The 26,615-nt window shown below is 61.1% G+C and carries 24 protein-coding genes, 1 tRNA gene and 1 riboswitch; of the genes, 14 read left to right on the plus strand and 11 right to left on the minus strand.

Annotation, left to right across the window (positions count from 1 at the left end; translation table 11 throughout):
• Positions 1–42: 42 nt before the first annotated feature.
• Positions 43–119: transfer RNA gene (locus VFW72_RS05960), tRNA-Met, on the minus strand.
• 144 nt (positions 120–263) lie between these two features.
• Here VFW72_RS05960 and htpG point away from each other — a divergent pair.
• A complete protein-coding gene (gene htpG / locus VFW72_RS05965) occupies positions 264–2,147 on the plus strand; it encodes a molecular chaperone HtpG (protein ID WP_329673364.1) in 1,884 nt (627 codons plus the stop codon).
• Here the strand turns inward: htpG and VFW72_RS05970 are convergent.
• Positions 2,122–2,886, minus strand: coding sequence for a DUF2726 domain-containing protein (locus tag VFW72_RS05970; RefSeq protein ID WP_329673365.1), 765 nt, complete (start codon positions 2,884–2,886; stop codon positions 2,122–2,124). The two genes, htpG and VFW72_RS05970, sit on opposite strands and share 26 nt — an antisense overlap.
• An 83-nt stretch (positions 2,887–2,969) precedes the next feature.
• Positions 2,970–3,665: a GNAT family N-acetyltransferase gene (locus tag VFW72_RS05975; RefSeq protein WP_329673366.1), complete on the minus strand. Its 696-nt coding sequence runs from the start codon at positions 3,663–3,665 to the stop codon at positions 2,970–2,972.
• A 364-nt stretch (positions 3,666–4,029) separates the two neighbouring features.
• Between VFW72_RS05975 and rplM the strand changes: the two genes are divergently transcribed.
• Together rplM and rpsI are read left to right on the plus strand one after the other, a co-directional pair.
• Positions 4,030–4,458, plus strand: a complete 429-nt coding sequence (gene rplM / locus VFW72_RS05980) for a 50S ribosomal protein L13 (protein ID WP_329673367.1) — start codon at positions 4,030–4,032, stop codon at positions 4,456–4,458.
• A gap of 11 nt (positions 4,459–4,469) precedes the next feature.
• Complete coding sequence (gene rpsI / locus VFW72_RS05985; protein WP_329673368.1) at positions 4,470–4,862, plus strand: 30S ribosomal protein S9; 393 nt, start codon at positions 4,470–4,472, stop codon at positions 4,860–4,862.
• Between the two features lie 71 nt (positions 4,863–4,933).
• Here rpsI and VFW72_RS05990 read toward each other — a convergent pair whose 3' ends face one another.
• Positions 4,934–7,183 (minus strand): S8 family peptidase, encoded by a 2,250-nt coding sequence (locus tag VFW72_RS05990; RefSeq protein WP_329673369.1) that lies wholly within the window; start codon positions 7,181–7,183, stop codon positions 4,934–4,936.
• 139 nt (positions 7,184–7,322) lie between these two features.
• On the opposite strand from VFW72_RS05990, the gene argC reads away from it, so the two are divergent.
• The gene (gene argC, locus VFW72_RS05995; protein ID WP_329673370.1) at positions 7,323–8,360 is read left to right on the plus strand and encodes an N-acetyl-gamma-glutamyl-phosphate reductase; all 1,038 of its coding nucleotides are present in this window, start codon (positions 7,323–7,325) and stop codon (positions 8,358–8,360) included.
• Positions 8,361–8,493: 133 nt separating this feature from the next.
• On the plus strand, positions 8,494–8,868 hold the full coding sequence (gene erpA, locus VFW72_RS06000) for an iron-sulfur cluster insertion protein ErpA (RefSeq protein WP_329673371.1): 375 nt from the start codon (positions 8,494–8,496) through the stop codon (positions 8,866–8,868).
• A 25-nt stretch (positions 8,869–8,893) separates the two neighbouring features.
• Here erpA and VFW72_RS06005 read toward each other — a convergent pair whose 3' ends face one another.
• Entirely contained in the window at positions 8,894–10,027 is a 1,134-nt protein-coding gene (locus tag VFW72_RS06005; RefSeq protein WP_329673372.1) for an anhydro-N-acetylmuramic acid kinase, read from the minus strand.
• Complete coding sequence (locus VFW72_RS06010) at positions 10,020–11,396, minus strand: M23 family metallopeptidase (protein WP_329673373.1); 1,377 nt, start codon at positions 11,394–11,396, stop codon at positions 10,020–10,022. Before VFW72_RS06010 ends, VFW72_RS06005 begins: the two co-directional genes overlap by 8 nt.
• A 197-nt stretch (positions 11,397–11,593) precedes the next feature.
• Between VFW72_RS06010 and tyrS the strand changes: the two genes are divergently transcribed.
• From tyrS to VFW72_RS06025, 3 genes are all read left to right on the plus strand, one after another.
• Positions 11,594–12,850: a tyrosine--tRNA ligase gene (gene tyrS / locus VFW72_RS06015; protein ID WP_329673374.1), complete on the plus strand. Its 1,257-nt coding sequence runs from the start codon at positions 11,594–11,596 to the stop codon at positions 12,848–12,850.
• 252 nt (positions 12,851–13,102) lie between these two features.
• Positions 13,103–13,858, plus strand: coding sequence for a PEP-CTERM sorting domain-containing protein (locus VFW72_RS06020; RefSeq protein ID WP_329673375.1), 756 nt, complete (start codon positions 13,103–13,105; stop codon positions 13,856–13,858).
• 318 nt (positions 13,859–14,176) lie between these two features.
• The gene (locus VFW72_RS06025) at positions 14,177–14,935 is read left to right on the plus strand and encodes a PEP-CTERM sorting domain-containing protein (RefSeq protein WP_329673376.1); all 759 of its coding nucleotides are present in this window, start codon (positions 14,177–14,179) and stop codon (positions 14,933–14,935) included.
• A gap of 126 nt (positions 14,936–15,061) precedes the next feature.
• Here VFW72_RS06025 and VFW72_RS06030 read toward each other — a convergent pair whose 3' ends face one another.
• Positions 15,062–15,682 carry a nucleotidyltransferase family protein gene (locus VFW72_RS06030; protein ID WP_329673377.1) on the minus strand — a complete coding sequence of 207 codons (621 nt, stop codon included), beginning with the start codon at positions 15,680–15,682 and terminating at the stop codon, positions 15,062–15,064.
• Between the two features lie 190 nt (positions 15,683–15,872).
• Here VFW72_RS06030 and pdxH point away from each other — a divergent pair, with 190 nt between their 5' ends.
• Positions 15,873–16,526 (plus strand): pyridoxamine 5'-phosphate oxidase, encoded by a 654-nt coding sequence (pdxH, locus tag VFW72_RS06035; RefSeq protein WP_329673378.1) that lies wholly within the window; start codon positions 15,873–15,875, stop codon positions 16,524–16,526.
• An 11-nt stretch (positions 16,527–16,537) separates the two neighbouring features.
• On the opposite strand, the gene msrA is transcribed toward pdxH, so the two are convergent.
• Entirely contained in the window at positions 16,538–17,101 is a 564-nt protein-coding gene (gene msrA, locus VFW72_RS06040; RefSeq protein WP_329673379.1) for a peptide-methionine (S)-S-oxide reductase MsrA, read from the minus strand.
• A gap of 29 nt (positions 17,102–17,130) precedes the next feature.
• Between msrA and VFW72_RS06045 the strand changes: the two genes are divergently transcribed.
• Both VFW72_RS06045 and VFW72_RS06050 read left to right on the plus strand, forming a co-directional pair.
• Positions 17,131–18,303, plus strand: a complete 1,173-nt coding sequence (locus VFW72_RS06045) for an acyl-CoA dehydrogenase (RefSeq protein WP_329673380.1) — start codon at positions 17,131–17,133, stop codon at positions 18,301–18,303.
• A 12-nt stretch (positions 18,304–18,315) separates the two neighbouring features.
• A complete protein-coding gene (locus VFW72_RS06050) occupies positions 18,316–19,176 on the plus strand; it encodes a YdcF family protein (RefSeq protein ID WP_329673381.1) in 861 nt (286 codons plus the stop codon).
• Here VFW72_RS06050 and VFW72_RS06055 read toward each other — a convergent pair.
• The 3 genes from VFW72_RS06055 to VFW72_RS06065 form a co-directional block, all read right to left on the minus strand.
• The gene (locus VFW72_RS06055; protein WP_329673382.1) at positions 19,134–20,315 is read right to left on the minus strand and encodes a GGDEF domain-containing protein; all 1,182 of its coding nucleotides are present in this window, start codon (positions 20,313–20,315) and stop codon (positions 19,134–19,136) included. The two genes, VFW72_RS06050 and VFW72_RS06055, sit on opposite strands and share 43 nt — an antisense overlap.
• Entirely contained in the window at positions 20,312–21,454 is a 1,143-nt protein-coding gene (locus VFW72_RS06060; RefSeq protein WP_329673383.1) for a GGDEF domain-containing protein, read from the minus strand. The genes VFW72_RS06055 and VFW72_RS06060 overlap by 4 nt, the downstream gene beginning before the upstream one ends.
• Positions 21,455–21,659: 205 nt before the next feature.
• On the minus strand, positions 21,660–23,246 hold the full coding sequence (locus VFW72_RS06065; RefSeq protein WP_329673384.1) for a UbiD family decarboxylase: 1,587 nt from the start codon (positions 23,244–23,246) through the stop codon (positions 21,660–21,662).
• 309 nt (positions 23,247–23,555) lie between these two features.
• On the opposite strand from VFW72_RS06065, the gene VFW72_RS06070 reads away from it, so the two are divergent.
• The 3 genes from VFW72_RS06070 (at position 23,556) to nrdR (ending at position 26,536) form a co-directional block, all read left to right on the plus strand.
• Positions 23,556–24,554, plus strand: a complete 999-nt coding sequence (locus VFW72_RS06070) for a lytic transglycosylase domain-containing protein (RefSeq protein WP_329673385.1) — start codon at positions 23,556–23,558, stop codon at positions 24,552–24,554.
• Positions 24,555–24,577: 23 nt separating this feature from the next.
• Positions 24,578–24,711, plus strand: a riboswitch (ZMP/ZTP riboswitch).
• A gap of 52 nt (positions 24,712–24,763) precedes the next feature.
• Positions 24,764–26,014, plus strand: a complete 1,251-nt coding sequence (gene glyA, locus VFW72_RS06075; protein ID WP_329673386.1) for a serine hydroxymethyltransferase — start codon at positions 24,764–24,766, stop codon at positions 26,012–26,014.
• A 60-nt stretch (positions 26,015–26,074) separates the two neighbouring features.
• A complete protein-coding gene (gene nrdR / locus VFW72_RS06080; RefSeq protein ID WP_329673387.1) occupies positions 26,075–26,536 on the plus strand; it encodes a transcriptional regulator NrdR in 462 nt (153 codons plus the stop codon).
• Positions 26,537–26,615: the final 79 nt, after the last annotated feature.

The raw sequence follows: 26,615 nt of genomic DNA on the forward strand, positions 1-26,615 counted from the left end.
GTGGCTTTTGCATCTAAGTCGTTGACACGCTTAGAGAATTTTTGGTGGCGCTTCAGGGATTCGAACCCCGGACCTGCGGATTATGATTCCGTCGCTCTAACCGGCTGAGCTAAAGCGCCAACGAGACTGAAAGTATATACCGAAAATTTTTTGTTTGGCAAGTGCTTGTCAAAAAATTGACGCAGCCCTTGAAAAGGTCGTGCGGCGCCCCTATCTGCGCCAACGCATCAATTCCCTTCATTGGTAAGCACTTAGAACGGATCATGGAAAAGCAAACCCATTCCTTCCAGGCAGAGGTCAAGCAGCTGCTGCACCTCGTGACTCACTCGCTGTACTCCAACAAGGAAATCTTCCTGCGCGAGTTGATCTCCAATGCGTCGGATGCGTGCGACAAGCTCCGCTTCGAGGCCTTGGACAACAGCGCGTTGTACGAAGACGCGCCCAATCTGGATGTTCGGATCTTGGTGGATAAGACCCAACGCACCCTCACCATCCGCGACAACGGCATCGGCATGAGTGCGCAAGAGGCCATCGACCACTTGGGCACCATCGCCAAGTCGGGCACCAAGGACTTCATGGGCCGCCTGTCTGGCGATCAGCAAAAGGACGCCCAGCTCATTGGGCAATTCGGCGTGGGCTTTTACAGTGGCTACATCGTCGCCGATCGCATCACAGTCGAGTCGCGTCGTGCCGGCCTCAAGGCTGAAGAAGGCGTGCGCTGGAGCAGTGAAGGCACAGGCGATTTTGAAGTCGAGGCCATCACCAAGCCTGCGCGCGGCACCGACATCATCCTGCACCTGCGTGAAGGCGAAGACGAATACCTCACCGCCTGGAAGCTGCGCAGCATCATCGGCAAGTACTCCGACCACATCTCGCTGCCCATCCTGATGCAGAAGGAAGAGTGGGACAAGGACAAGGGCGAGTACGTCATCCGCGACGAGTGGGAAACCGTCAACAAAGCCGCTGCGCTGTGGACACGTTCCAAGAGCGACATCACACCTGAGCAATACAACGAGTTCTACAAGCAGATCAGCCACGATACGCAAGACCCGCTGGCCTACACCCACAACCGAGTCGAAGGCCGCAGTGAGTACACGCAACTGCTCTACGTGCCTGCCAAGGCGCCATATGACCTGTGGAACCGCGACAAGCGCGGCGGTCTGAAGCTCTATGTCAAGCGCGTCTTCATCATGGACGACGCTGAGGCCTTGCTGCCCAGCTATCTGCGCTTTGTGAAGGGCGTGGTCGACAGTGCCGATTTGCCGCTCAACGTGTCGCGCGAAATCTTGCAGGAAAGCCGCGACGTCAAGGCCATTCGGGAGGGCTGTACCAAGCGTGTTCTGTCCATGCTGGAAGACCTGGCCAACAACGAAGACCAGGCCAAGCGCGATCAGTACGCTGCGTTCTGGGATGAGTTTGGGGCTGTGCTCAAGGAAGGCATGGGCGAAGACTTTGCCAACCGCGAGCGCCTGGCCAAGCTGTTCCGCTTTGCCTCCACGCATGCCGACAAAGGCGTGTCGCTGGCCGATTACGTCAGCCGCATGAAAGAGGGGCAAGACGCGATCTACGTCATCACCGCCGATTCATTGGCCGCGGCCAAGAACAGCCCGCAACTGGAAATCTTCAAGAAGAAGGGCATCGAGGTCTTGTTGCTGACCGATCGTGTGGACGAGTGGCTGCTGTCCCACCTGTACGAGTTCGAGGGGCACTCGCTGCAAAGCGTGGCCAAGGGCGCGGTCGACCTCGGCAAGCTGCAAGACGAAGCCGAGAAGAAGGAGGCCGAACAAGCCGCCGAATCGTTCAAGCCTGTGCTCGATCGCCTCAAGTCGGTGCTGGAAGCGCGCGCCAAGGAAGTCCGGGTGACCACCCGTCTGGTCGATTCACCGGCCTGTCTGGTGGTGGATGAACACGACGTCAGTGCTCATTTGGCGCGCTTGCTGAAGCAGGCCGGCCAAGAGGCCCCTAACGCCAAGCCCATTCTGGAAGTCAACCCAGCGCATCCCTTGGTCAAGAAGCTCGATACGACCGAGCGCTTCGATGACCTGGCGCACATCCTGTTTGATCAGGCTGTGTTGGCTGAAGGCGGGAACCTCGAAGATCCGGCCGCCTACGTGCGTCGTGTCAATTCGATTCTGGTGACGGCCTGACAGGCGAGGCGGGGCGGGGCGCTTGCGCCTCGTCCAGCGGCACCGGAGCCGAGTTGGCCGCGGTGACATGGTCGTATCGGCTGTCGAACGCGAAGAACGAATCTTGCGTGAAGCCCGACTCGCTCCATTTGCCTTGGCGCTCGGCTCGGCGTTGCTTCAATTTGTTGGCCAGTTGGTGGCCAGCACTGTTCAGGGCTTCCTGGGTGGAGGGTCTGACCCGCGGCATTTCGGTCGCCGAGCCGCTGGCCTGTCCCAAGGCCCAGGTGGCCATTTTGTCGGTGCTCGGCCATTGGCCCGGGTGGCAGCGCACGTAGCGAATACGGCATGCCTCCAGCACCCCTTCCTTCAGTCGCAAATTGCGCTGTGACGACGAGGTCTTGCCGCCGTGTTCCACATCAATGGCCGAGATGACTGTGCCGTTGGGCGTGCAGATCACAAATGACACGTGCAACGGGTGCAGTCTTTCGTACCAGGCGCGTGCATCGCGCTCGTCTGCGGAGTGGCAGAACCGCAGCAGGCTCACTTTGGCCATGATCACGTGTTGGGGGAGGGCCTGGGTCAGTTCGCGATACAGGGCCCGTTCGTGCACCGTGAAGAGTGGGCGCGCGTTCAGATTCCATTGCTCGGGCCACGAGCGGCGAACGGCCTGATCCCGCTTGCCACGCCAATGCCAGCCCAGCAAGCTGCCACCAGCCAGGGCCAAAACCACCAAGCCCCACACAATCGGGTTCACTGCCATTCCACTTCCTCCGCAGATGAGGAAATGTTAACGGACAAAGGGCTTGCTCCCCAGCCTGGTGCGCCGAAGGGGGTGATCCAGGGTCAGCCAGCCGACAGCATCAAGCGCAACCAGTCGCTGATGTGCATCACGCGGTGCTTGACCCGGTAAATCACCTCGGCTGCCAGCGATTGCAGGGAACTGTCGAGGTGGGTGCCCACCGTGTCTGGTGGCAACTTCAGCCAGGCTTCGGCGTCCATGCCGTCCTTTTCCACGGTGGCGCCGCACTTCGCGGCAATGCGAAGCATGGGGGCGTTTTCCGACAGGGCGTGAATCATCAGGTGGCTGGCATGCCGATTGCGTGCGTGGGTGATGGCATGTTGAAACAAACGCAATCCCATTCCCTTGCCTCGAGCCTCGGGCAGCACGGATACGCCAAATTCCATGGCGTGGCCGCGTTGCGAGGCCACGCCCGGCATGGCGGCCAAGTGGGCCAGGGCGATCAGTTGCAGTTTGCGATTGAAGATGCCAAACACCTCGTCGCGCTTGAAGTCGATCGAGGCCACATACTTGCTCAGTTGTTCCTTCTGAATGTGGCTGCCAAAGCGCAAGTAGCGGTCGTGCTCTTCCAGTTGAAGCAGGTGGTCCAGAATCCGGTGGCGATGACGAGCGTGCAGATCGCGAATGGGCACCCAGCCCGACGCGTGTGCGTTAGGGCTGGTGTCATTGCCTTCCGGGGCGTTTGCGTTGGCCTGCAGGCCAAATTTATCCAGATTCTTTCGGTCGTCAACGGCAGTCATGGAACTGACCCCCCTTTCCAGGATGGTGCACCGAGTTCATGTCATGGTGCAGTAGCCTAGGGTAAATACTAGTATGCAGGGAACTTCGGCGCTCGGCAAGGGTGCTTGAGGGGCTTCGCCTTGACCTAGGCCAAATCTGCTGAATCTATTGTGCTCGCTTGCCTGAAGGCTAGAAAGTCGGATACACTGCTGGATTCCCGTTCTGATTGCCGGGGAAACGTGTGTGCGTCTGTCGTTTTCGGCAGGGGTGCGCTGGTCTGGCAGCTCTGTGCTGTCTGGCTGAAGTTGCTCGCGAGGTCACCAAGTTGTTTCAAGAAGTGGCGCCAAGAGCAGCGGTCAATCTGTTTTTTAACTAGGAAATCTCATGAAGACCTTCAGCGCCAAGCCGGCCGAAGTGAAGCACGAGTGGTATGTGATCGACGCCACCGACAAGGTGCTCGGACGAGTAGCCAGCGAAGTTGCTCTCCGTTTGCGTGGTAAGCACAAGGCCATTTACACGCCTCACGTGGACACCGGCGATTTCATCGTCATCGTCAACGCTGACAAGATCCGCGTCACTGGCACCAAGGCCACCGACAAGGTGTACTACCGTCACTCTGGCTTCCCTGGCGGCATCTACGCCACGAAGTTCAAGGACATGCAAGCCAAGCACCCTGGCCGCGCCATCGAGAAGGCCGTCAAGGGCATGCTGCCCAAGGGTCCTCTGGGCTACGCCATGATCAAGAAGCTGAAGGTCTACGCTGGTAGCGAGCATCCGCACGCCGCTCAGCAGCCCAAGGCCCTGGAAATCTAAGGAGCGGCCACATGATTGGTAACTGGAACTACGGCACTGGCCGTCGCAAGTCCTCTGTGGCTCGTGTCTTCATCAAGAAGGGCACTGGCCAGATCATCGTCAACGGTAAGCCTGTCGAACAATATTTCGGCCGTCAAACCTCGATCATGATCGTCAAGCAGCCTCTGGCACTGACCAACAATGTCGAAGCATTCGACATCAAGGTCAACGTGCACGGTGGTGGCGAATCCGGTCAAGCCGGCGCTGTGCGCCACGGCGTGACCCGCGCTCTGATCGATTTCGACGCTGCATTGAAGCCTGAACTGAGCCGCGCTGGCTTCGTGACTCGCGATGCACGTGAAGTCGAACGTAAGAAGGTCGGTCTGCACGGCGCTCGTCGTCGTAAGCAGTTCAGCAAGCGCTGATCGACGCTTACCCCAGTCTTCTCACGAAGCAAGAACCCGCCTTGGCGCAAGCCCTGGCGGGTTTTTTCATGTCAGAAGGCTTGCTGGTAGCGAAGGCCCATCACCCATTGGCTTGAGGCGTTTTCGTCATGGTCAGGGTGGGCGCGTACGGCCACGGCAGCGGTCACGGTTCCGCCCAGGCGTGGCAGGGCCAACGCGTAGCGGGCCTCAGTGGTCCACTCTTGTGTGAGGGGGCGCAGCGCCACGGTGCGATTTTCGAACTGGGGGCGACCGGCATCGTCAACGGCGCTGATGACGTTGTAAGTCAATCGACCGGATTGGGCTGCCAGGGGGCGGCTGACGGTGAAGCTCCAGCGGTCTCCAGTGCTGAGCCAGTCACTGCGTGTCAGCCCCAGGCCAAACGCAGACGAGCGGATGTCGGTGGCTGCCACCAGCATGCCCGATGCCTGCGGCGCGCTGGTGCGGGTGAGGCTCCATGATCCTCCCAGGGCCCATTTCGGCGCCAGTAGGTAGGCGGCGCTCACGGTCACCCCTTGGGTGTGGGTGGATTGATTCAGTCCCATGGCGGCGTTCGAATAGCCGCCCAGCAATCCGTGCTCGGCCAGCGTGGCACTCGACACATTGATGGCGTGTTGTTGGCCGGTGTGTGTCAACTCGAGCAGGGCTACATCGCCTGAGGCGCCCTGAGTGGGTTTGGACTGCAGCGTGGCCACCCGAGCGGTCCATCCGGCGCTCAGGGGCATGCCCAGTGCGGCGAATCGATGTTGTGGTGCGAAATTGGCAAGGGGGTTGCCCAGCAAGCTGTCCAGTCCGGTCAGTTGCTGGCCCCACGGGCTGCTGGCGAGTCCCAGTGCCAGGGAAGACAGGCCCCCGTCGCCCACGCTCAAGGCGCGGCCATCGCGGGTGCGGTAGCTCACCAGGCTCTGGGACGATTCGATACCGTGGTTCCAGGGATCGCCGGAGGCGTTGGCGTTGCGGTTCGCAGCCAGCGCGTACGAGTTGGCATTGCGGACATTCAAGCGCATCAGGGTGCTGCCATCCTTCAGCAAGGACTCAGCTGTGTCCAGCAGGCGATCGACCCGCCCGAGCACGCTGTCAGTGGTCATGACGCTGTGAACGGCCATGGCCGCACCCTCATTGCTGGTGTAGTTGCGACCGTAGTCGTCAAACACCTCCGTGACCACTTCCTTGAAGGCCGACGGGGTCGCCACTGCGGGCTGGCCACTGCGCATCCCGGCCGTTTGCAGACTGATCCGGGTGGTGTTGCCGTTGACGGTTCGATACGTGAAGCTGCCAATCGGCGCCAGGGCGCGGTTCACGTTGAGCATGCCGCGCCCATAGATCGCATCCATGCCTGGGGCCCCGAGGTCGTCGGTGGTGTTGAGCAAGATGGCTGCGACCTGATTGGCGCGGAGATAGGGCCAGTAGCCGGTCAGCAAGGCTGCAGCGCCGGAAACGGCGGGTGCCGCCATCGAGGTCCCGGTCAGGTAGCCCACAGTGTTGCCATAAGACGAGATGATGCCCACCCCTGGTGCCACCAGGTAGAAGGGGGCCAGATCGCCGGCGCGGTTTGAGCGCGCATCCAGCTTGCGGCTGCTGTCTACGGCGCCGACGGTGATGATGGTGCCGTTGGCCCAACCTTCTTTGGCGTAGCGGCTAGGCCAGTTGGGAGACGCTGCGCTGTCGTTGCCTGCTGCAATGACCACGACCGCGTTGTTCGTGGCGGCGACGCGCCGCAGGCCGGTGTCTCCAGTTGGGCTGGTGGCGCCCAGGCTCAAGTTGATGACTCGGGCGCCGCGGGCCATGGCGTAGTCCAGGCCGGCAGTGACAGCCGAGGCTGGGGCCAGGTTGCCACTGAAAACCTTGATTGGCAGAAGTGTTGCGCCAGGAGCGACACCGTACATCCCCACACCGTTGCCGGGTGCGCCCACGATGCCAGCCACGTGGGTGCCGTGGCCCTCACTGTCTGTGACGTCGCTGCTGCCGTTGGTGGCGTTGTAGCCGGTCATGACCCGGGGGTTGTTCAGAAACTCGGGGTTGCTTCGGTTCAAGCCGGTATCCAGCAAACCCACGATCACCCCTTCGCCCAGGATGCCTTGATTGTGGATGTTGCGCATGTTGAGCTGGACCACCGAGGTCGACCAGTTGTACTCGGCCATCGATGGGGAGAACAGGGGCACCGCCCAGCTGGCGTTGCACGTGGCAATCGCAACGGTGGTGATCAGGATTTGGCGGCGGATCAGCATGGGGCCCACAGGAATCAGACAGTCGTGTGTGTATTTCGACCGTTCCGGTTCGGGCGTGAGGGCTGGTGTGTGCATCCCGTCACGCTTCACAGGGGCGTTACAAATCAGGAAAAAGTACCGAAAGCGCCGTTCAGGGTTTGCGCAAGCCCTGGTCTTTTCTAGAATGGCGGTTTTCCCTGATTCGATTCGTCGGGGAGCGTAGAAAGGATTTCAGATGATCAAAGTCGGCATTGTGGGTGGCACGGGCTACACCGGGGTGGAGTTGTTGCGACTGCTGTCGCAGCACCCTCAGGTCAAGTTGCAGGCCATCACCTCGCGCAAGGAAGCCGGCTTGCCGGTGGCCGACATGTACACCAGTCTGCGAGGTCATGTCGACCTGGCCTTCGTGACTCCTGACGATGCCCGCCTGACTGAATGTGACGTGGTGTTTTTTGCTACCCCTCATGGCGTGGCCATGGCGCAGGCGCGTGAGCTGCTCGCCGCGGGTGTCAAGGTCATCGATCTGGCCGCAGACTTCCGCCTGAAAGACGTCGCCGAGTTCGAGAAGTGGTATGGCATGCCCCATAGCTGCCCTGACTTGCTGGCCGAGGCGGTGTATGGCTTGCCTGAGTTGAACCGCGAAGCCATCCGCAAGGCCCGTCTGATTGGTAACCCAGGGTGCTATCCCACCTCGGTTCAACTGGGTTTCGCGCCTTTGCTGCGCAATCGCCTGATTGAGCCCACCCATCTGATCGCCAATTGTGCCTCGGGTGTGTCGGGAGCCGGACGCAAGGCCGAGGTGCACACCCTGCTGGCTGAAGCGGCTGACAACTTCAAGGCCTATGGGGTCAAAGGCCATCGCCACGGCCCGGAGATCAACCAGCAACTGCGTGCGGTGGCCGGCGACAGCTCGGTCAACTGCCTGTTCGTGCCGCATCTGCTGCCCATCATCCGCGGTATTCATTCCACTTTGTATGCGCGTTTGAATGCCGAAGGGCAGGCCACCGATCTGCAGGCGCTGTTCGAGTCCTGTTATCAGGGGGAGCGTTTTGTGGATGTGCTGCCAGCAGGCAGTGCGCCCGAAACCCGCAGTGTGCGTGCCAGCAATCAGGTTCGCATTGCCGTGCACAAGCCGCAACCCGATACGGTGATGGTGCTGGTGGTGGAAGACAACCTGACCAAGGGCGCCGCTGGCCAGGCGGTCCAGTGCATGAACCTCATGTGCGGGCTCGACGAGCACCTGGGCCTGACGCTGGTGCCTGTCCTGCCTTGATTTTTCTGTCTTGATGCATCGCCCGGTCTTTGACCAGTGTCTTTGACAGGGCTTTGCGATGGTGGCAAAGTGATGCCATAGTTGACCAATTCCCTAAGGATTTGGTTCTGCCGATTTTTTCCCGGAGTTACCCATGACTGTTGCTGCTCAAGCCGCACCCGATACCTCGAACGAGTTTCCCGCCCCGATCATCTTCACCGACAGCGCGGCGGGCAAGGTGGCAGAACTGGTGGCCGAAGAGGGCAACCCTGATCTGAAATTGCGCGTGTTCGTTCAAGGTGGCGGCTGCTCTGGTTTCCAGTACGGCTTCACCTTCGACGAAATCGTCAACGAAGACGACACCAAGATGGAGAAGAATGGCGTGACCCTGCTGATCGACGCCATGAGCCTGCAGTACCTGGTGGGGGCCGAGATTGACTACAAGGATGACCTGGAAGGGTCGCAGTTTGTCATTCGCAACCCGAATGCCTCGACCACCTGCGGTTGCGGTTCGAGCTTCTCAGTCTGATCCCGACCGGGCCGCTTGCGGCGGGTCAGCGCGCTGGGTAAAGCGCGCCCAACACACGGGGGCCGCGAGCCCCCGTTACTTCTGGCACATTGCCCGGCTGACGATTCACGTGAGCCCATGCCAGCCACGCAAACGCTGCGGCTTCCACTTGGGTGGCGGCCATGCCCCAGGCGTCTGACGGTGCCACGCGCATGCCGGGCAGCTGTTCGCTCAGGCGGCGCATCAAGTCGGCATTCAGGGCACCGCCTCCGCACACGATGACGTCTTGCGCTTCGGCGGCGTGGGTGGCGATGGCAAGGCTGATGGCACGCGCGCTGAGCTCACACAAGGTGGCTTGAACGTCTCGGGCCAATTGCGGGTCCGCTTGCGGGCCATCGGTCTGTCCGTGCGAGGCCAGCCACTGAGTCAGCCAGCGACGGTTGAACAGATCGCGTCCTGTGCTCTTGGGTGGGGGAAGGGCGAAAAAGGGCTCTTGCAAGGCGTCGTGTAGCCAATCTTCATGGACTTCACCGCCAGCACCCCATTCGCCGTTCGCGTCAAAGGCTTGGCCGGTGTGCAGTTCACACCAGGCGTCCAGTAACGCGTTGCCGGGGCCGCAGTCAAAGCCCAGCGGGGGTCGGTTGGGCCGCAAGATGCTGATGTTTGACATGCCGCCAATGTTCACCACCACCACGGTGCGGTCACTTTGGCCAAACACCGATTGGTGAAAGGCCGGCACCAGCGGGGCGCCTTGACCGCCAGCGGCCACATCTCGGCTACGGAAATCTGCCACGACATCGATGCCGGTCAGTTCGGCCAGCAGTGCGGGCTGATTGAGTTGCAGTGTGTAGCCCAGTTCTGGGCGGTGCCGAACGGTCTGGCCATGAGCCCCGATGGCTTGCACCTCCGTGGCCAGCACGTCCTGTTCTTCACACAGTTGCTGCACGATCTGTGCATAGACCACGGCCAGGGCCTGTGAGGCCAGCGCAGCTTCATGCAGTTCATTGCCGCCTGGCGTGTTGAGGTTGAGCAGCGCCTCGCGCAGGGTGGCCGGGAAGGGGGTGTGGGCGTGGCCCAAGGTTTCCCACGTGTCGGCGCTCATTCGAACCAGCACACCATCGACCCCGTCCAGCGATGTGCCAGACATCAGGCCAATGAACAGGGCGGGAGCGTTACTCAAAGCGTGGGCCGGAAGCCGCGCCGGCCAGTCGCTGTTCGCCAGCGGTGTTGAGGCCTGGCGTCAGGGTGCCAACGCGTTGGCGGAACTGGGTCAGTGCGAGCGGCGACAGTTGCAGGCTCTCGGAGGCGCGAGCGATCACCATCGGGTCGACTTGCTTGCCGGCGATTTTGAACTCGAAATGCAGGTGCGGTCCGGTGGCCCAGCCAGTCGCGCCGACCGCGCCGATCAGTTGGCCTTGTTCCACGCGCTGACCGCGGCGGACATCGATGCGGCTCAAATGAGCGTAAACGGTCATGCGATCACCGGCGTGCTGCAGGTGTACGACGTTGCCGTAGCCGTTTTGTTGTCCTGCAAAGGCCACCACGGCGTCGCCCACGCTACGCACGGGCGTGCCGGTTGGGGCGCCGTAATCGACCCCCAGGTGGGCGCGCCAGCTTTGCAGCACAGGGTGAAAGCGCATCGCAAAGCCGGATGTGACGCGAGAGAACGCCAGTGGCGAAGCCAGGAATGCGCGTGTCTTGCTGCGGCCGTTGCTGTCGAAATACGCTCCCTTGCGACCAGGCTCCTGGAACCAGATGGCGTCGTGGGTGGTGTCTTTGTTGATGAAGCGCGCGGCCAGCACGCGCCCTGCCGAAGCGCCCCAAGTGATGGGTTGTCCGTCGGCGGTGTGGGCTTCATAGATCACGCTGAAAGCGTCACCCTTGCGCAGTTCACGGCGGAAATCGATGTCGCTGCCAAAGATCTCGGCGATCTGGTTGGTGACGGCGTCTGGGACCTTGGCGTCATCGGCGGCCTGGTAGAGCGACGATTGGATCGTGCCAGAGGCCAGTTGCGGGGTGACGTCGAGCTTGACTTGTTCCTGGTGGGCTTTCCAGGAAACCGATCCCTGCTGCTCCACCCGCTCGATGGTCAGACGCGTGAAATGCGTGTCCCACTGGTCATTCGATGCTGCAGGCCCACGAACAATGAGTTGGGTCAGGCGGCCGTCTGTGACCGAGGCCTGGGCCAGCTTGCCCGCGCGGCCTTGCAGCAGCGAGGCGGCGGTAGGGTCGGTGCGCAAGAATTGAGCGGCCGCGGCATCATCTACGCCCAGACGTTTGAGCAAGCTGTCGACCGTGTCCGACGGGCGGGTGACTTCGCTGCGATACAGAACGAACGATTGCTCGTCGAGGCGGGCGAGTTGCTGAGGCAACTCAGGCAAAGGCAGGGCTTGAGAAAATTCGGTGATGGTGGGCGTGGCGGCCTCAGGCAGAGCCGACAAGGGGGCCACACCAAAGGCAGTCACTGCGGTGCCAGCCATCAGCAGCATGACAGCCGCGCTGATACGGCGAGGATGACGGTGCACAGCCGCTTGAATGCGGCTGGCCATTTCTGTCATCCGAGTCAGGGCGTCTGCCTGCTTCGCTTGGTTCAACTTGTTGGACGTCAAAACTGGAATTCCCACTGCTTGGGGGCTGTCCCCTAGAATCTGCCCCCAACCATCAGGCTGTCGAGCTGGTCAACTGCGCCGAGTATAGCGTTGGCCAAAGGCCCGGCAATCTCATCATTTTCACTGATCGGTCGATCATGTCGCATTCTGAAAAACCTCAACAAACCCAGCCAGATTTTCCGATCACCGATCGCGTGCGTGAAGCGGTTGCGGTGACGCAGCGTGGCTGCGAGGAATTGCTGCCCGAGGGCGAGTGGGTTCGCAAGCTGGCTCGCTCCGAGGCGACCGGCACGCCCTTGCGTATCAAGCTGGGGCTCGATCCCACCGCGCCAGACATTCACCTGGGTCATACCGTGGTGCTCAACAAGCTACGGCAGCTTCAGGATTTGGGGCACACCGTCATTTTTCTGATCGGTGACTTCACATCCCTGATTGGTGATCCGTCCGGGCGCAATACCACGCGTCCACCTCTGACTGCCGAGCAGGTCAAAGAGAATGCAGAAACGTACTATCGGCAAGCCAGTCTGGTTCTTGACCCCGAGCGGACGGAAATTCGCTACAACAGTGAATGGTGTGACGCACTGGGCGCGCGCGGCATGATTCAACTGGCATCCCGCTACACGGTGGCCCGCATGATGGAGCGCGATGACTTCACCAAGCGCTTCAAGGCGGGTACCCCCATCAGCGTGCACGAGTTCCTGTATCCCTTGATGCAAGGCTATGACTCGGTCGCGCTGAAGTCGGATCTGGAGTTGGGTGGGACGGACCAGAAATTCAATTTGCTGATGGGGCGTCACCTGCAGGCGGAGTACGGCCAGGAGCCTCAGTGCATTTTGACCATGCCTTTGCTGGAGGGCCTGGACGGCGTGGACAAGATGTCGAAGTCGAAGAACAACTACATCGGCATCAGCGAACCAGGCAACACCATGTTTGGCAAGCTCATGAGCATCAGCGATGACCTGATGTGGAAGTACTTCACCTTGTTGAGCTTCCGCCCTCTGGACGAGATCGCGGTGTTGAAGGCCGAGTGTGCTGCCGGCCGCAACCCGCGTGACGCGAAGGTCATGTTGGCGCAGGAAATCGTGACTCGCTTCCACAGTGCTGCGGCGGCCGACGCCGCCCTGGCCGACTTCACCAACCGCGCCCGAGGGGGGGTGCCCGACGACATTCCCGAAGTCGATCTGTCGTTGGCCGACGGTGCGCCTTTGGGGATCGGTGCGCTGTTGAAGCAGGCGGGCTTGGTGGCCTCGACCAGTGAGGCCAATCGCCTCATCGATCAGGGGGGCATTCGCGTCAATTCCGATGCCGTCAGTGACAAGGGTTTGAAGCTCGCGGCAGGTGAATACGTCGTACAGGTAGGCAAGCGCAAGTTTGCGAAGGTGCGCTTGAAATAAGCCCGTTCGGGTTAGTCCTGTTCTGGTTAGCTCGCGCTTTTTGCGAACTGGGAATTTTTAACGCAAATCAAGTTGGGTGAAAGGGGTGAGTTGGCGAGTGGGGTGAATTGTTTGCATTGATCGTGTCTCGTTATTCTTTGACCGTGCAGGCGAAAGTCGTCTGAGGCGAGTTGAAGGAACAGGCGGATGCCTTCGGCTCAGCACAAAAAGAAGTCAAGCCAAAGGGCCGCAAACAAGTGGAGAGATAGAGACATGAAATTTGCAATCAAGAGCATCGTTTCCGCCGCGGCATTTGTCGCGGCAGGCGCCGCCAGCGCTGCCGCTGTCACCGTTCCAGTTGGGGGCTCGCTGAACGGCCTGACCCTGGTGGAAGGGGCGGGTACCTTGTCGTTCAGTGCCGATCTGATGGCGGCTCTGGACACCGGCAAGGTCACGGTTTCGTCCTGGAACGGTGGTGTTGCCACTGCGACCAAGGACGTCGACGGCTTCTACACCGAGGTGTCGGCTACCGCCAAGGTTGCCAGCGCCGTGATCGACAGTGCCACCAACAAGTACATCTCGGTGGCCGTGACCGGTGGTGCCACTCAAAACTCGCCTGTGCTCAAGGGCGTGTCGAGCGGTGGCTTCCTGACGGTGGGTGACCTGAACGTCGACCTGGTCAACAAGAAGGTCTATGCCACCGTCATCGGCGGCAACGGTGTTGGCACCCTGTCGAACTACTACCTGTGGGACATCGTCAACCCTGTGGTGCAAGACACCTTTGTGGTCGGGACCAACCAGACCCTGAGCACCATCTCGGGGCTGCAGATCACCACAGGTGGCTTCAACACCTTCGTGCAGTCTCTGGGCTTGTTGTCCTTGGGTAAGGGCGCTCTGCAGACTGTGACCGACTTCGGCACCATCACCACCAAGGTCACGGTGGCTGTGCCTGAGCCATCCACCTATGCCCTGATGGCGCTGGGTGTAGCGGCTGTCGGCGTGGCTGCTCGCCGCCGTCGTCAAGGTTGATGCGTGGGGCTGGCCAGGGGCTTCCTTGGTCGGCTCATCGCGTCAAGCTGTGGCGGGTTTACTTGCGTTGTGCTGCTTTTTGTCGCATTTAGGGGTTAGCCCGCCACCTCCTTGCGGGGGTTTTCTTGCCCGGGAGAGGGCGGTTCTCGGCCTCAGGGGTGAGAAGACGAACACCACTTGTTGTTGGCTCGGATCGGGGCTCGTTATCCTTTAATCGTACAGACGGAGGAGGTCTGGGACGCGTTGAAGGAAGAGGCGGATGCCTTCAGCCGGAGAAGAGAAGTTTTGCCAAAGGGCCGCAACCAAGTGGAGATAAACATGAAATTTGCAATCAAGGGCATCGTGGCTGCCGTGGCATTTGTGGCCGCTGGCGCTGCCTCTGCTGCTGCGACCACTGTCAACGTGGGCGGCATCTTGGACAACCTGCGTCTCGATGGCGGCTCGGGTACCCTCTCGTTCAGCGCTGACCTGATGGCCGCTCTGGACACCGGCAAGGTGGCCGTGTCTTCGTGGAACGGTGGCACTGCGACTGCAACCAAGGACGTGGACGGTTTCTACACCGAAGTGTCGGCTACTGCCAACATCAGCAACGTCGTGGTTGATTCCGCTACCCACAAGTACAACTCGATCGCCGTGACCGGTGGCGCCACCCAGACTTCGCCCGTCCTGAAGGGTGTGTCGAGCGGCGGTTCGCTGTCCGTGGGCGATCTGAATGTTGACTATGTCAACAAGCGGGTTTACGCCACTGTGGTCGGCGCCAACGGCGTTGGTACCCTGACCAACTACTACCTGTGGGACATCGTCAACCCCGTGGTGCAAGACACCTTCGTCGCTGGCCAGAACCAAATTCTGACCACGGTTTCGGGTCTGCAAATCACCGCTGGTGGTTTCAACACCTTCGTGCAGTCGCTGGGCCTGTTGTCTCTGGGCAAGGGTGCTCTGCAAACCGTGACCGACTTCGGCACCATCACCACCAAGATCTCGGTGACGGCCGTTCCTGAGCCTTCCACTTACGCTCTGATGGCTATGGGCGTGGCCGCCGTTGGCGTGGCCGCTCGTCGCCGCCGCGCTGCCTGATTCAGGCGCGCTGAAGGGAGGGGCGATCGCCTCTTCCTTTTGTGACAAAGTCGCTCTCACCTTCGGTGATGAGCGACTTTTTTCATGGGGGTCGACTTTTGCGGGGGCTGAGGCTCGGTTCAGGTCTCAGACCAGCATCGCAGTCGCAGGCGCCAGGGTGCTTCTGGGGATGCCTTGAAGCTGCGTGCGTAACTTGGCCAGGTGATCGTCTGGCAGTTCGGACTCGAGGATGCCTGGGTCTTCGACATCGATTCCCAGGGCCGGATAGCGGGTCATGAGTCGACTGAGGTCGCGGTCGGTGTTCAGTCGGATCAGTTCGGAGAAAAACTCCGACGACAAACCGACGGGGTGGCCGCGGCGTTGATGGAACTGAGGGAACACCATCGGGTAGTGACTGACGCCTTGCGCCAGAAGCCGAAGGGTGTCTGACTGGATATCGCCCATGTCGGCGGGCCATAGAAGCCAGCCGGGCGCGTGGGGGCTGGCCAGGACGCCGGCCGCTACGGAGCGGGCCATCAGGTCGTTGCGAGCCTCCAGTCCATTGACGTCGGTCAATTCAACCACGTCGTTGCCTGGCAGAAGGGTGCGAGCGAATTCGGCTGCGGGGGTGGGGGCGACCAGAACCATGGGCAGGCCACTTTCGAGACCCACGCGCAGCGTGTGTGCCAGCGCAGTCATGACCTCCGGCTCCGCCGCGCTGCGGGGGATCGGATCAGCCAGAACAATGAGCGTGGGCAGCGAGTTCATGGATTTTTTCCCGTCTTGATACAAAGTGTCACGTCGATTGCTGCACTGCACCAGAGTGCGTATACCTAAGGAGTTACCCGCTCAGGGTTTCGGCTTGTCTGCGACATTTCTGAATCAGGGAAAACGCGTTTAAAACCGGTTTTGACGGGTGTCATGCCACACCACCGTGGTTGTGACCGATACTGCCAACATGGACAAGAAAACGCCCCACGACCTTGCGCAGATGCGCAAAAGCTATGAGCGCGCCGCGCTGGACGAGTCCCATGTGCTGGCCGACCCCATGGCGCAGTTTCACCACTGGTTTGACGAGGCCGTTCACGCCAAAGTGGAAGAGCCCAATGCGATGACCTTGTCGACGGTGTCGGCACAAGGGCGCCCTTCGAGTCGCATCCTTTTGCTCAAGGGGGCTGATGAGCAGGGATTGGTCTGGTTCACCAACTACAACAGCCGCAAGGGGCAAGACCTGGCGGCCAATCCCTACGCGGCCATCCAGTTTTTCTGGCACGAACTTGAGCGCGTGGTGCGCATCGAAGGGCGTGTTGAGCGCGTGTCCGAGCAAGAGTCAGACGACTATTACCGTCAGCGCCCGCTGGGCTCTCGTATTGGCGCATGGGCGTCGCCGCAAAGCCAGATCCTGGCCTCGCGTGAGGAGCTGGAGGCCGCTTGGCACGCGCATCAGGCGCGCCTGGGCGACGATCCTCCGAGGCCTGAGCACTGGGGTGGGTATCGGCTGCTGCCCGATCACTGGGAATTCTGGCAAGGCCGGCCCTCGCGACTGCACGATCGCTTGGTGTTTGACCGACAGGCCGACGGTAGCTGGGCCCTGCATCGCCTGGCCCCCTGATCCCTGCTGGATCAGCGCTTGAGCAGGCGACTGAAGGTGTGCTGAAAATGGGCCACCTTCGGCGCCACCACCATGGCGCAGTAGCCTTGGTGGGGGTGCTGCTCAAAATAGCGCTGGTGATAGTCTTCCGCCGGGTGGTAGTTCTCCACCGGGCGTACTTCGGTCACGATGGGCCGGCTGTAGGCCTGCTGGGCTGTCAGCGCCTGAATCATCTCTAGTGCCTGTGTGTGCTGCGGGTCGCTGTGGGTGTAGATGCCCGAGCGGTATTGCGTGCCGCTGTCAGCGCCTTGGCGGTTCAGCGAGGTGGGATCGTGAATGCTGAAGAACACCTCCAACAGTTGCCGGTAGCTGACCTGATTTGGGTCGAAGCGCACCCGCACGACTTCCGCGTGTCCAGTGTGCCCGCCGCAGACGGCTTCGTACGTCGGGTGAGGGGCGTGACCGTTGCTATAACCGGACTCGGCGTGAATCACGCCGTGGATCTGGTTGAATACAGCTTCGACACACCAGAAACAGCCCGCACCAAAGGTGGCTTCTTCCACTTCAGGGAGGGTTTCGTAGCTTGGCGATGTCATGGTGATCCTGTTTCAAGCGAGCGATAAGCATGAGCAAAGAATCGTTTAACTGGTCTGATCCCTTGCGTCTGGATGGGCAGCTGTCGGCAGAGGAGCGCGCCATCCGCGATGCTGCGCACGAGTACTGTCAGAACAAGCTTCAGCCCCGTATCTTGACAGCGTATCGCCACGAGCGCTTTGACCGCGACATCATGACGGAAATGGGGCAGTTGGGGCTGCTGGGGGCCACGATCCAGGGGCACGGATGCCCTGGTCTCAGTCATGTGGCGTATGGCCTGGTCGCCCGTGAGGTGGAGCGCGTCGATTCGGGTTATCGCAGTGCGATGAGCGTGCAGAGTTCCTTGGTCATGTACCCGATTGATGCTTATGGCTCGCCTGAGCAGAAGGCGCGCTATCTGCCCAAGTTGGCCTCAGGGGAGTGGGTTGGGTGCTTTGGTTTGACCGAGCCTGATTTCGGGTCCGATCCGGGTGGCATGGCTACGCGCGCCACAGCGGTCGAAGGGGGGTACCTGCTGCAAGGCAGCAAGATGTGGATCACCAATGCCCCGATTGCCGACGTGATGGTGGTGTGGGCCAAGCTCGACGGGGAGATTCGGGGCTTCATCCTCGAGCGCGGCATGTCGGGGTTGAGCACCCCTCAGATCGAAGGCAAGTTGAGTTTGCGCGCATCGGTTACCGGCGAAATCGTGATGGATCAGGTGTTTGTGCCCCAGTCGCAGCTCTTGCCAGGAGTCAAGGGCTTGAAGGGGCCTTTCGGGTGTTTGAACAAGGCGCGTTATGGCATTGCCTGGGGCGCCATGGGCGCAGCTGAGGCCTGTTGGTTTGCTGCACGTCAGTACACCCTCGATCGCCAGCAGTTTGGTCGGCCCTTGGCTCAGACTCAGTTGGTTCAGCGCAAGTTGGCTGACATGCAAACGGAAATTGCTCTGGGGCTGCAGGCGGCTTTGCAGGTGGGGCGTTTGCTGGATGCGGGGCAGGCGGCGCCTGAAATGATCAGCCTCATCAAGCGCAACAACTGTGGCAAGGCCTTGGATGTGGCTCGCCAGGCGCGTGACATGCATGGGGGCAACGGCATCCATGACGAATACCACGTGATGCGCCACATGGCCAATCTGGAAACGGTCAATACCTACGAGGGGACGCACGATGTGCACGCCCTGATCCTGGGGCGGGCGCAGACTGGCTTGCAAGCGTTTTTCTAAGAGGTTGATCAGATGGATCTGGGTAGCTGGAAGCCGATCGTGTCGGCTTTGATCTTGCCTCCGGTTCCTGGCCTGGTGTTGATTCTGCTGGGGGCCAGGCTGATTTTGCCCAGGCGGGGCTGGGGATACCTGACCCTGCTGCTGGGTGTCCTGGTGATCTGGTTGAGCAGTTGCAACGTCACCGCGCGCTGGTTGTTGAATGGCGTGCTCAAGCCGCCGGTGGCGTTGGATGGCGCAGAGATGTTGCGCTTGAAACAGTCGACGCGTGGCGACCTGGCTGCCGGTAAACGAGCTGCTCGTGCTCCCGCTCCGACCAAGGCCATTGTGGTGCTGGGGGGGGGGCGTGAGCCACTGGCGCGGGAGTATGGGGTTTCCGATCTCTCGCCGCATTCGGCCGAGCGTTTGCGTTACGGCATCTGGTTGAGCCGACAGACCGGGATGCCTCTGGCCTTCAGTGGCGGCGTGGGGTGGGCTCAGCAGCGCGATGGCGGCGCCATTTCTGAGGCGGAGGTGGCCTCACGGGTGGCCCAGCAACATTACGGATGGTCGATTCGCTGGACAGAAACCCAATCTGCCGACACGCGACAGAACGCCCAATACACCGTCAATCAGTTAGCAGCCGAAGGGGTGACGGAGTTGGTGGTGGTGACGGAGGCCTATCACATGCCCCGCGCGCTGCGGGCGTTTCAGCGCTCAGCCCAGCACTGGGCCGCTCAGCAACCGAATGGCCCCGCGATCAAGATCACCCCAGCCCCAATGGCGTTCTGGTCGGCTGGCGATCGGTCCGGCCTCGACTGGTTGCCGTCTACCGAGGGCATGGCCAACGTCCGTCAGGCCTTGCATGAGGTGCTGGGGCTGGCGGCTGGTTTGTGAATCGGGGCGAGGTCGTCGTCAGCAGACAAGACTGTGCGCGCACGCCCGGCGGCCTTGGCTTGATAGAGAGCGCGATCGGCGCGATCCAGCACCTGATCCATGGTTTCATCGGCATGGTAGACCGCAATGCCGGCAGAGAAGGTGGCACGCAAGTCAGGCGCTTGAAGCGACATGGTTTGCAGCATCAGTGAGCGGCGCAGCCGTTCCAGGCCCACTTTGGCTCGCTCCGAGGGGTTCGTGTCAGGCATGATCAACAGGAACTCCTCGCCACCCCAGCGGGCCACCACATCGGTTTCTCTCAAGATCAGTCGAATGTGGCGCGCAAAATTGCGCAGCACCTCGTCGCCCAGATGCGGGCCGTAGGTTTCGTTGATGAATTTGAAATGATCCAGGTCGACCAGCGCAATGCAGAAGCTGTGTCCCGACCGGCGGCAGCGTTCCATTTCGGCTTCCAGCAAGATCTGCATGTGCCGGCGGTTGTACAGGCCCGTGAGGGCATCGTGCTCGATGATGTTCTGCACATCGGCTACAGCCTGCGTCAGTTCCTGCTTTTGGGCGCGCACCCGACCTCGCATCAGGCTGTAGTGGTACGACACCCAGCACAACACCCCCATGACGAAGCCTTGCAGAATCACGCGCAGCGTTTGTTCGCCGGCTGAAAACTGGTCCAGACCGATGCTGGTTGAGATGAACAGCATCAGCGCCAGCAGCAGGATCGACCCTGAGCCCGACCATTTCACCTCGTGCGGGTTGAGGCTGAAGAGGCCAAATACCTGGATGAAACACATCCACTGCATCAATGCGCCACGCGCATCCGGGGCGGTGGCGTAGGCAAAGCAGGCCAATGCCTGGGCGCCCAGCATTTGCGGCAACACCAGGGCAGGATCGGCCCAGTGCATCGACTTGCCGCTGCGCACGATGGGGTAGCCCGCCAGCATGGCCAGCACATTCAGCGCAATCGCCCACTGTGCGGCTTGAGCCGAGATGAACAAGCCTGCCTCGATGCCCAGGGAGATCACACAGATCCAGCCCAGGTACAAGACCGAGGCGAGCAGGCACAAGCGCGTGCGCATTCGCATGCGAGGGTCGGTGCCCAGCACCAGACTGACCAGCGCTTCACTGCGCGAGATGGGTGTCATTCACCCGCCTCCACAATGACCAACTGAGCCTTGCCCTGCTGGTTGGCCAGGCGCAAGCCGCGGTCTGCGCGTTCCAGGGCGTCTTTCAGTTCGTCTTTGGCGCGTTGCTGGGTGATGCCGGCCGAGTAGCTGACTTGCAGGCCCTCATGCAGTCGAGACCAGTCATGTCGGGCCACCGCATCGCGAATGGCTTCCAGCGTTTTCAGGCTCTGGGCAGGGTCGTGTTCCGGCATGAGCAGCAAGAATTCTTCGCCGCCCCAGCGGGCCAAGGTGTCTGCGGCGCCAATGGCCTCGTTGGCCAGTCGGGCAAATTCGCTCAGGACTTTGTCGCCCACGGCATGGCCGAATCGGTCGTTCACCTGCTTGAACTGGTCGATGTCGAGCAAGGCCAGGCTGAATGGCCGGCCATTGCGCTTTTGTCGCTTCATTTCACTGTCTAGCAGGTCCAGCATGTACTGGCGGTTGTAGAGCGTGGTCAGACTGTCGTGAATGGACAGCTCCTGCAATTGCTTGAGTGTGCGTTGCAGTTCGACCCGTTGGTCCAGTTGGCGCTGACGCAAATCGCGAACATCTTTGGCGATGATGCCCAATGCCGGCAAAAGGATGCAGGTTGCGAGCAGATCAAGTAGTTCTCGGCGGCCCACGATCAGATCTGGCGCCAGCAGCCAGCTGCCCAGCAGGATGGCGCACAGCGCAATCGGGGTGCCGACCATCGCGGTCACCAGTTGCCGCATGCTCAGACGTTGCAGGTCAAATACCAGGATCAGAGGCAGCATTTGCAGCGCCGATGCACTGGCTGCATGGTCCAGCCCATAGCTCAACACCACGGCACTGCAGCCGAACAGCACTTGCGGATAGGCCAGGGTGGGCTCGGCATCTTGCTCGAACCGGCCGGACCGCAGCAGCCAATAGAAGGTGGCCAAGCCCAGCGTGTGATAGGCGATTTGAACCCCGGCTTTCCAAGGTTCCAGATAGCCAAAGACGGCGGCCAGACACAAGATGAGGTCGGCCAGGGCGTAGCACGGCCAGGTCAGCATCAGGCGGCGCGTGGCGTAGCGCTGTGCTTTGGAGTCACCGAACAGCCAGGGGCTGGGGGCTGCGGTGGGCCCGTCTGGGGTAGGGGAAGTGTTCTGCGGCATTCGAGCTATTTCGGCGCAGAGGGCGGGTGTCTTGAGCGGCGAAAAAAACAGGGCCCAGAAATGAGAAACCCCCGGACAAAGCCGGGGGTTGGAGCGGCGCGCGGGCCGTCCGAGGAAAGGGCAAAGAGGTTGGTTTGCCACTTCCCAAGATGCAGTGACTGCATCTCAGTTGATGCCAACTCTCGGTTGGCAGCTCCAGATTAATTCACTTTCCGGATTCCGGCAAGACCTTGGCGAGCAAGGCTTCGACTCTTTGCGTGACATCTGACGGCATCGTGATGGTGCGCCCCCACTCGCGGCTGGTTTCCCCTGGCCATTTGTTGGTGGCGTCCAGGCCCATCTTGCCGCCCAGTCCACTGATGGGCGAGGCAAAGTCCAGGTAATCGATCGGGGTGCTGTCCACCAGGGTCGTGTCACGCACCGGATCCATGCGGGTGGTGATGGCCCAGATCACTTCCTGCCAGTTGCGGGTGTCCACGTCGTCGTCCACGATCACGATGAACTTCGTGTACATGAACTGGCGCAGGAAGCTCCACACGCCGAACATGAGCCGCTTGGCGTGGCCCGCGTAGGCCTTCTTCATCGAGACGATGGCCATGCGGTAGCTGCACCCTTCCGGCGGCAAGTAAAAGTCGACGATTTCCGGAAACTGCTTTTGCAAGATGGGCACGAAGACTTCATTCAGGGCCACGCCCAGCACCGCGGGTTCGTCAGGCGGTTTGCCTGTGTACGTGGAGTGGTAGATCGGGTCGCGTCGGTGCGTGATGCGCGAGACCTCAAACACCGGGAACCAGTCTTGTTCGTTGTAATAGCCCGTGTGGTCGCCGAATGGGCCTTCCAGTGCATGCAAATAGCCGCCACGCTCCATGAGGGGGACGCCATGTTCGCTGGTGCCCTGGAAGCCCTTGGGGGCCGCAGGAATATGGCCTTCCAGAACGTACTCTGCGCTGGCAGGCACCTGCAGCCACTGGTCGCCCTCGGCGGTGCGCTCGCCGACCCGGGTGTTGACCACCTCGGTGCGGCTGCCTCTGAGCAAGCCGGCAAACTGGTACTCACCCAAGGTGTCAGGCACCGGTGTGACGGCGCCCAGGATGGTGGCGGGATCGGCGCCCAGCGCCACGGCAATCGGGAAAGGCTGGCCGGGATTGGCCAAGGCAAATTCCCGGAAATCGAGTGCGCCGCCTCGGTGGGCCAGCCAGCGCATGATGAGCTGACGACGACCAATGAGTTGCTGGCGGTAAATGCCCAGGTTCTGGCGGCGGCGGGCGTTGGGCACACCTTGGGGGCCGCGGGTGACCACCAACCCCCAGGTCAGCAGGGGGGCGGCGTCCTCAGGCCAGCACCATTGAATGGGGAGGTTTGTCAGGTCTGCCTCCGACCCTTCCAGAACCACCTCCTGGCAGGCACCGCTGCGCAAGGTGGCTGGCTTCATGTCCCACAGGGCCTTGGCCATCTGCAGCAACTTGCCGGCGTCCTTCAGGCCTTTGGGTGGCTCGGGCTCTTTCAGACTGGCCAGCACGCGACCAATGTCGCGCAACTCGCTGACGTTGTCGGCACCCATGCCCATGGCCACCCGCTTGGGGGTGCCGAACAGGTTGGCCAGAACCGGGACTTCGTAACGCTTTGTATCGTTTACCGCATGGTGAAAAAGAAGGGCGGGCCCCCCTGAACGAAGGATGCGGTCGCTCAGGGCTGTCATCTCCAGCCGCACGGAGACTGGCTCTCTGACGTGAATCAGCTCGCCAGCCTTCTCCAGGCCTGCCACGAAGTCCCTCAGATCACGGTATTTCATATCTAAAAGTTCTAAAAAAGCTTTCCGTTATCCTTGACTGGTTATTTGAGCGGTGCCTAGAATCCGCTCCCGTCGATCCCGAAGGTACTTTATTCGGGTTTTCCCTTGCATCTCTACGGGGGTGCAACGCTGCCAGCTCTGGCTTGACCGGCCCCTCTCTCGAGAGAGGCCGTTCCAGGTGGCACACAGGCCTGCACAGCCCGTGTCACCAGTCAGTCGGAGCCATTATCACAGCCATGAGTGGCTGGCGTGGTTTACGGCTTTTGCCGCAACCAGGCTGGTCAAGCGGGCGGTGAGGAAAGGAGAAACATGACAGCGTTCGAGCGTGCATGGTCCGACGAGTCCTCGTCCGCGCCTTCCCAAGGTGCTCGCGTTGACTCAGAGAAGTCTGGACAACGGGGTGCCATCCGGCGCCGAGTACAACAAGTTCTGACAGATGTCTTGTCAGGGGTTCGTCTGGTCAGTCACAACACACTGGCCATGGTGGGGCTGTTTGCCATCGTGGGCGTGGTCTTCCTGATCCAGCGGCCTGAGTGGCGCCATGATCTGGAATCACACGCATTGACCTGGCTGACCGAGCGCGTGAATGGGCGTCAGGTCGCCAGCGCTGATCAGTCTGACAGCGACGTGCTGCTGGCCATGGCCGAGCCCGAGGCGATTGCCCGCGCCACGGCTGCGGACCCGACGGAACTCAGTCGCCAACAATCTCTGGTGGCGTTCTGGATTTCGCGTCGCTATAACGTGGCGCCTGAGCCAATCAGCCGCTTGGTACAGGAAGCCTGGGCTGCGGGCCAGAAGGCCAATCTGGATCCCAATCTGGTTCTGGCGGTGATGGCGGTCGAATCGGGCTTCAACCCGTTTGCGCAAAGCCATGTTGGCGCCCAGGGGCTGATGCAGGTGATGACTCGCGTGCACCAGGACAAGTATCAGATCTTTGGTGGCCAACATGCCGCCTTTGATCCGGTGACCAATCTGCGCGTGGGCGTACAGGTGCTGAAGGATTGCATCCGCAAGGCGGGCGGGCTGGAAAGCGGCTTGAAGTACTACGTGGGTGCAGCCAATCTGGCCGATGACGGTGGGTATGCAGCCAAGGTCATGGCCGAGTTCGCCAACCTGCGTCAGGTTTCAGCGGGACGCAAGGTGGCGGTCAATGTGCCCTTGCCGCAAGCCGGAGTGGTCCAGACTGCCGCGCCAGTGGTGGCGCCTGCCGCGACCAGCGAGCACGCTGCTCCGGCCGCTTTGCCCAATGCGCCAGCGGCCAGCGACACCGCACCGCATCGTTCCGAGCAATTGGCACTGGCGCCCTGAGGCCCGACTCCCGTACAATCCCGAACTTGCCGCGCAACTGGCGATACATGATCTGATTCAGATCTGAGGTGGTGAACCACCGGGAAGCGCGGCCAGCCCCAGGGCGATCTGTCTGACGCCCGTAGGGCTGTGTCAGCCGTTCGCCTGGGCAGCCCTCATGGAGCATGGTGCTCCTGTGGGTCTTCAACCATGAAGAGGACTGCCAAGTCATGTTTGACCGTGCAACACACACCCTGGCCAATGTCGACCCCGATCTGTGGGCCGCTATCCAAGCTGAAAACAAGCGCCAGGAAGATCACATCGAGCTGATCGCTTCTGAAAACTACACCTCGCCCGCCGTGATGGAGGCGCAAGGTTCCCAACTGACCAACAAGTATGCCGAAGGCTATCCTGGCAAGCGCTACTACGGCGGTTGCGAAAACGTGGACGTGGTCGAGCAATTGGCCATCGACCGCCTGAAGGCCCTGTTTGGTGCCGAATTCGCCAACGTGCAAGCCAACTCCGGCTCGCAAGCCAACCAGGCCGTGTTCTTCGGTCTGCTGCAGCCTGGTGACACCATCATGGGTCTGAGCCTGGCCGAAGGCGGTCACTTGACCCACGGCATGCCCCTGAACATGTCGGGCAAGTGGTTCAAGGTGGTCTCCTACGGTCTGAACGCCCAGGAAGACATTGACTATGACCAGATGGAAGCCTTGGCTCGCGAGCACAAGCCCAAGCTGATCATCGCTGGCGCTTCGGCTTTCGCCCTGCGGATTGACTTCGAGCGCTTTGCCAAGATCGCCAAGGAAATCGGCGCCTATTTCATGGTCGACATGGCTCACTACGCCGGTCTGATCGCTGCGGGCGTGTACCCCAACCCCGTGCCTCACGCTGACGTGGTCACCTCGACCACTCACAAGAGCCTGCGTGGCCCACGTGGCGGCATCATCCTGATGCGCTCGGAAGAGATCGCCAAGAAGATCAACTCCGCCATCTTCCCCGGCATCCAGGGTGGTCCCCTGATGCACGTGATCGCCGGCAAGGCCGTGGCTTTCAAGGAAGCCGCTTCGCCCGAGTTCAAGGCTTACCAACAGCAAGTGGTGAAGAACGCCGCTGCGCTGGCTGATACCTTGACCAAGCGTGGTCTGCGCATCGTGTCCGGTCGCACAGAGAGCCACGTGATGTTGGTGGACTTGCGTCCCAAGAACCTGACCGGCAAGGAAGCCGAAGCCATCCTGGGTGCAGCGCACATCACCTGCAACAAGAACGGCATCCCCAACGATCCGCAAAAGCCGATGATCACCTCGGGGATCCGTCTGGGTTCGCCCGCCATGACCACCCGTGGCTTCAAGGAAGAGCAAGCCGTGATCGTGGGCAACCTGATCGCCGACGTGCTGGACAACCCGCACGACGAAGCCACCATTGCCCGCGTGCGCGAGCAAGTGGCTGCGCTGACTCGTCAGTTCCCCGTCTATCGCTGATCGACGCAACAAGCCCGGCCGCGCGCCGGGCTTTTTTGTTTTTGCCCGCCTCTCATCATCATGCGTTGCCCTTTTTGCGGACACCACGATACCCAGGTTGTTGAAACCCGCGATTCCGACGAGGGGGATTCCACTCGCCGCCGTCGCCGTTGCCAGTCGTGCGACAAGCGCTTCACCACCTATGAGCGCGCAGAAATCGAACTGCCGGTGATCGTCAAGCGCGATGGGCGCCGCACCGATTACGATCGCGCCAAGCTCAAGGGCTCTTTGCTGATTGCTCTGCGCAAGCGCCCTGTGGGGGCCGAAGCCCTGGAAGGCGCCATTGAAAGCATCGAAGCCCGCCTGCGCCAGTGTGGCGACAAAGAGGTTTCGTCTACCCAGTTGGGCGAGTGGGTGATGCAGGAACTCCGTAAGCTCGACAAGGTGGCTTACGTCCGTTTTGCTTCTGTCTATCGCAGCTTTGATGACGTCAGCGAGTTCGTGGCCGCCATCAAGGAAACGGGCAAGAAATCCGCATCCTGATCACGATGCTCTGGCGTCCTCGGGTTTGTCCTGGGGTGAATGCCGCCTGATCTTCCCGACAGACGGTTAACTGTCTCCG

Source organism: Aquabacterium sp., assembly GCF_036273115.1.
GTDB lineage: Bacteria > Pseudomonadota > Gammaproteobacteria > Burkholderiales > Burkholderiaceae_C > Aquabacterium.